3 protein-coding genes and 2 pseudogenes are annotated in these 6,514 nt (G+C 35.0%); all 5 read right to left on the reverse strand.

What is annotated here, in order from left to right:
• Window positions 1-142: 142 nt before the first annotated feature.
• Window positions 143-388 (reverse strand): annotated as a pseudogene (locus ACJ5GX_RS02920) (hypothetical protein); the annotation flags it as partial.
• 111 nt (window positions 389-499) lie between these two features.
• Window positions 500-1,966, reverse strand: a complete 1,467-nt coding sequence (gene gatA, locus ACJ5GX_RS02925) for an Asp-tRNA(Asn)/Glu-tRNA(Gln) amidotransferase subunit GatA (RefSeq protein ID WP_052264705.1) — start codon at window positions 1,964-1,966, stop codon at window positions 500-502.
• A gap of 185 nt (window positions 1,967-2,151) precedes the next feature.
• Window positions 2,152-4,524 carry a DNA topoisomerase (ATP-hydrolyzing) subunit B gene (gyrB, locus tag ACJ5GX_RS02930; protein WP_052264704.1) on the reverse strand — a complete coding sequence of 791 codons (2,373 nt, stop codon included), beginning with the start codon at window positions 4,522-4,524 and terminating at the stop codon, window positions 2,152-2,154.
• Window positions 4,525-4,745: 221 nt separating this feature from the next.
• A complete protein-coding gene (locus ACJ5GX_RS02935; protein ID WP_019236892.1) occupies window positions 4,746-5,978 on the reverse strand; it encodes a hypothetical protein in 1,233 nt (410 codons plus the stop codon).
• 70 nt (window positions 5,979-6,048) lie between these two features.
• Window positions 6,049-6,267: pseudogene (locus ACJ5GX_RS02940) on the reverse strand (ankyrin repeat domain-containing protein); the annotation flags it as partial.
• Window positions 6,268-6,514: the final 247 nt, after the last annotated feature.

Below are 6,514 nucleotides of genomic sequence, written 5' to 3' on the forward strand. Positions count from 1 at the left end.
GATCCGGATTTTCCAGTCTCCTTTTTTAATGGTTACAAAACCTTCTTCATATACACAGGTAATTTTTCCTTCTTTGGCAAATTTTACAATATGAGGATTGTTTTCGTCCATACTGAAAATTGCTACATTACTGTCCAGATCGATCCTCAGGAGGTGTTACTCTGTTTGCTTTATACTCAGAATATAAACTGTGCCTGAAATTTTTTTTGCCAGAATCAAGTGCTATAGTTAAGTAGTCCGAATGGGAAATATACTTCAGAACCATATTAAGAAAACCGTACACAGCACCTACTGGAATACCAGCTGTGGTAGTCAAATGATGCAAAACGTAATAAGCTCTGAAAAGAAAACCATAACCATCAATGATTGTGAAAGTTTTTTCTTTCATTGTAGATATTTATGTGTGCCTTTGATGGTCTGTTATTTAGCTGTAAAAATCAAGCTCTTGTTTCCTATAGCCAAAATAATCATAATGCTATAGTTACTATAAGAAAACATATTACGTAAGGGAATTAACTATTCTGCCACAATTTTGCTCTATCACACTTGCCATATTTAATATTCCAGCTTCATCGTAATAATTTCCAATTACTTGTAAAGCAAGTGGTAAGCCTTCATTGGAAAGTCCAACAGGAACAGAAATAGCAGGTAACCCTGCTAAGCTTGCCGGCACGGTAAACACATCATTGATGCACATAATTAGCGGGTCTGGCTTTTCATTTAAGCCAAAAGCCTCTGTTGGAGCAGATGGCACAAGTATGTAATCTATTTTTTCAAACGCTTTTATAAAATCATTTCTGATTAATGCCCTAATGCACTGTGCTTTTTCATAATACTCATTGTAATGACCTGAAGAAAGAGCATAAGAACCAATTAAAATTCTCCTTTTCACTTCTTTACCAAAACCTTCTGCTCTTGTTAGCGAATACATTTCTTCAAGGGTATCAGCATCAACCCTGAATCCGTAACGTACACCATCATAGCGAGCAAGGTTAGATGAAGTTTCAGCAGAACAAATTAGATAGTAAACCGGTATCGCATATTTAGTATGAGGCAGAGTAATGTCAACAACTTCAGCACCATTTTCTTTTAAATTGGAAGAAACTTTTTCCCAATGATGAACGATTTCTTCTGAAATTCCATCCATCTTATACTCTTTTGGTATACCAATGCGCTTACCCTTAATATCACCATTTATAAAACTGGAAAATTTAGGCACTGTCCTTTTGCTCGATGTTGAATCTTTTTCATCATAGCCACAAATTATTTCAAGCATTAATGCTGAATCAGAAACGGAACGAGTAATTACTCCTGCTTGATCGAGAGAACTTGCAAACGCAATCATACCAAAACGCGAACACCTTCCATAAGTTGGCTTTATTCCAACAACTCCACAATAAGCTGCTGGTTGGCGTACAGAACCACCAGTATCACTTCCTAGTGCTCCAGCACATAAAAACCCAGCAACTGATGCTGCAGATCCACCAGATGATCCACCAGGAACAACTTTTTCTCCGTCACTTTTTCTAATCCATACATTTTTAACAGGACCAAAATAGCTGTTTGTGTTCGCAGAACCCATAGCAAACTCATCCATGTTAAGTTTACCAAGCATGGCTGCTCCATTTTTTAAAAGCAAGTTAGATACCGTAGATTCATAAGTAGGGATGAAATTTTCCAGCATTTTTGAGCATGCTGTTGTTTTTATTCCTTTTGTACAGAATAAATCTTTAACACCAACTGGTATGCCCATAAGTGGTGAAATATTATCTTTTTGTTTCAAGAAGTATTCATCTGCTATTTTAGCAGCTTTTATCGCGATTTCTGGGGTTTTTGTTACAAATGCATTTAGTTGCTCATTTTCAACTGCATTAACATGCGTCTCTACAAGCTCAACAGCAGAAAAATCCCCCCGCCTTAGTCCATCATGCATCTCTGTAATAGTGAGCCTTCTCAATTCATTCATTAATATTCAATTTAGCAAGGTGTTAATTATAACAACAATAGGGCAGAAAATCTATATATTTATGATCGAAAACGGAAATACAACCGAGATCAATTCAGATTTCTGAAATGGATTGGTTAGTAGTACGTTTTAAATAGCCGGTTTGGCACACAATGCTAAGCCATAAGGGTTTAGCGTTTCTAAAATCAAATATCAACATCATGCACGTTAAGTGCATTGTTATTTATAAAGTCACGACGTGGTTCAACTATATCACCCATTAACACCGAAAATATACTATCTGCTTCTTCACAATCTTTTATTTCAACTTTTAACAGAGTTCTAGTTTCTGGATTGAGTGTAGTTTCCCAAAGCTGATCAGCATTCATTTCACCAAGGCCTTTAAATCTCTGCAGAGTTAAACCTTTTTTACCATAATCCATCACTATTTTTGCGAGTGCACTTGGAGACTTTATTTTTATTTCAGTTTCTTGCGACTGTAAAAATGAATCACCATTAAATAAGTCAATTATGTTATCAAGAGAACTCAATATATTCCGTATTTCTTTACTTTCAAGCATACTAAGCGAGAATACATATTTGTCTGCTAACCCTTGAAACAATTTAGCAATGTGAATTTCCTCATCTTTTACTTCTACTTCCCAATTATATTCACTATACATCAATTTTAAATATTTTAATATCTCATCAGCAGACAATAGAGCATTCTTTTTGCTTAAAATTAGCAATGATTCTAAGAGATCTTTTGGTATTTCCCTATCATAATTTTTGCTAATGTTTGAAATACTGAGGCACTTATTCAAAACGAAACGCAAATCTTTGCCTACACCATTTAATGTTAATCTTTTAATCGCTGAATTTACTATATACTCTTCAAAAGTTTCATCATCTTTGATATAAGTATCTTTAGCATTTTTTGTAACTTTATAGAGCGGTGGCTGCGCTATGTATAAATACCCTTTCTCAATTACTTCACGCATATGTCTAAAAAAGAAAGTTAGAATCAAAGTTCTTATATGCGAGCCATCAACGTCTGCGTCTGTCATAATGATAATTTTATGATACCTAGTTTTTTCAATATCGAAGTGCTCACTCCCTATTCCAGCCCCAATTGCCGTGATCAGAGAGCCAATTTCTGCAGATGAAAAAATACGATCCAGCCCTGCACGTTCTACGTTTAGAATTTTCCCTCTTAAAGCAAGTACCGCCTGTGTTTTACGATTACGTCCCTGCTTTGCAGTACCACCTGCGGAATTACCCTCTACTATAAACAATTCCGATAACTCAGGAACTTTTTCCTGACAATCGGCAAGCTTTCCCGGTAGAGTTGCAATATTAATATTGTTTTTATTTTTAACTAACTCTCGTGCTTTTCTTGCGGCTTCTCTTCCTTTTGCTGACCTAATCGCTCTTTCTACTATACTTGCTGCTAACTTGGGGTCAGTTTCAAGTATTGTACTCAACTTGTCAAAAACTATGCTCTCTACAACTGCCCGCGCTTCAGAACTGACCAATTTATCTTTTGTCTGTGAAGAAAATTTAGGATCAGGCATCTTGAGAGATAAAACACAAGTTAAGCCTTCTCTAACATCTTCTCCAGTCAAATTCACTTTTGCCTTCTTCAAAAAACCTTCATTGTTTGCATAGTTATTGATACATCTGGTTAGTGCAGATCTAAACCCTGCCAAATGCGTACCACCATCCCGTTGTCTTATATTATTTGTGAAGCATAGCATATTCTCATAGTAGGAATCATTCCACTCCATTGATATTTCTACACTGGTACCTAGATCTTTTACATTATCTCTAATGCTGGCAATTTTAGTAACATGTGTCTTATTCTTGTCTAAGTACCGTACAAAATTAGCTGTACCAAAATTATCTTCAGACTCTTTACTATCGTTAAAATGAGACTCTACATGTGGTTTATTACGGAGATCACGCAAAATTATCTCAATATTTGAGTTTAAAAATGCCAATTCTCTGATGCGACTCTCAAGAGTGGAGTAACTAAAATCAATACTACTAAAAGTCCCCGTTGATGGCATAAACGTTACTCTAGTTCCTCTTTTATTTGTGTTTTCATTAATTATCTTTAAAGATTCAATAGACTCACCATCTTCAAAGCGCATAAAATGTTCTTTTTTATTGCGCCAGATGGTTAATTCCAGCCAACTTGATAATGCATTCACAACTGAAATTCCAACACCATGTAATCCTCCGGAAACCTTATAGGTATTGCTGTCAAATTTACCTCCTGCATGCAATTGGGTCATTATTACTTCTGCTGCCGATATTCCTTCCTCTGGATGAATGTCTGTTGGAATGCCACGACCGTTGTCGGTTACAGAAACTGAACCATCTTCATTTATGCTAACTTCAATCTTACTACAATAACCAGCTAAAGACTCATCTATCGCATTATCAACAACCTCATACACCATATGGTGCAAGCCTGATCCATCATCAGTGTCACCAATATACATACCTGGACGCTTTCTTACAGCATCAAGACCTCTTAGGATTTTTATTGCGTCGGCGTTGTAGTTACTTTCCATGGAATTGCTTTATTTATAAATATTAATTAATATTACATTTGTATGTGCTGATTAGCAACATCTTTAAGTTGAGAGAAGGATCCTTGACATGTAGATAAAACATAACATATCACCTACACGAAGTGGTTTTACATGTTATTTCAATACATAAACTTAAGTTCAAATAATCATACAAAACTCTGCTTCATATTTTAAAATAAATGGCGACAATCAAATACAATTTACCTTCTCCTTTCAATTGGACTTTCTAGCTCAACACAGGATAAGTTGCTCATACACTCTTCTAATATTTCATTCTTTTTATCATTGTTTAATCTATTGCTGAACTCTTGACACCTTCTCTCAAGAGCTGAATGCGTAGTCATAATATACCTTACTGTTTCAGATGATAACTCTGGTAACTCGCTACGGATCCTTTCTTGTTCTGTTCCAGAGAAATTGGTGAAATTGGCTCTGGCCATTTCAGGGAATTTTTGTGTGATCGTTTCTTTTATCATTTCTCTAGCCTCTTCTCCATCGAGTGTAATAACCACTGATGGATGTAAGCCAGATAAAGACTCAAATAATTTATTGTATGTTCCACCTGCACAACTTTGACCTTGATTACCATAAGTTGTTGCAGCGTCTACAAGACCTTTTACAAACATATCCTTTCTATTTTTTATGCCTGCATCACTCAAAGGAATTCTTTGATTCTCTGTTCCTGTATTTCTATCATTGCAGGCTTTCCAACATAAAATAGCTGCTTGCTTTAATGTTAACTTACTATGATTGTCTTTAAAATTATCTCCTGTTCTATTGATAAATCTTAAGCATTCAAGTGCATGAGATTTATCGCCTTCTGTAAATTCATTTGATTGTTTGATGTACTCTTCAATGTCGGTTGTGTTGCCTCTATTTAGCTGTACATAGAATTCATCTTTGCTTAAATTCTCTTTATACTTTTCTATGAGTCTATCAACACTCAAGTTTATACTAGCAACTGCACTTGGGTCATGAGTAGTTTGTGCCATAAAAGGAATGGCTGCTAAATCTTGAAAGAAAATAGGCCTTTCTTCCTCTGGAATTTGTTGTATTAAATCGTTAAACTGCTGTATTTCTTCAATGAGTGATTTGTTTAGCAAACATAAGCACAATATAGGCAGTACCAAAAGCACACAGGAATTAATAATGTGTATAATTAAAAAAATGCTTAATGTTATTCTAATAACATTTTTTGGCCACGCTGATAATCTTTTTTCATTTTCCCTTGGTTTGAAAAAATAATTTACTAATGATAAATACAAAGAGAGCTGTACAAGAAGAAAAAATGAAGGAATCATACTTACTAATAAAACTATATTAATGAATCTTTTAATTTTATTAGTGTTGTTGTAAGCATTTTGCACTCTTTCTATTAAAGCCTGTGCTCTATTTCTATTTTGCTGTTGATTATTATTTTGACCTGCAAACATACCCTATTCTAACATTAACATATCATACTATAGAAAGAATGTAAATAAAGCAAGGAATTTAGAGCTGCTTTTATTTTTGTTTGATTGGGGATACCACTTCTATACTTTCCGCTCCATCTAAGGTACTATTTGGTTTTTCTACAGTAATCTTGGGAGTTACTTTATTCTCGATATCTGCTCCATATGAGCTAAGTACTTCAATGGCCTTTTCATTCCCACTATTAAGCGCAATATCCAAAGCATCCATTCCAGCTTTATTTTTGTGATTGATAAAATTCTTCAACCGATCGATCTGTGTCTGGAACATTTTCGTACTCGTAGGCTTCGTAGCGTGGTGGGTAGCTGGAGTTTACTTATCTGTGATTAACTAAGAACCTTTTATAGAGATTTAGTAAATATGCTTTTACAACAAATGTTGCGTCTACCTTTACAATGTTTATTTACTTTCAGGCCAATGAAGATCACTGTAACATTCGTCACTATGACGAGCGTGTTCCTCGGACTTCACATGCTATATCGGATGGAAAACATTGTGG

It is taken from the genome of Wolbachia endosymbiont of Tuta absoluta, from assembly GCF_059414725.1.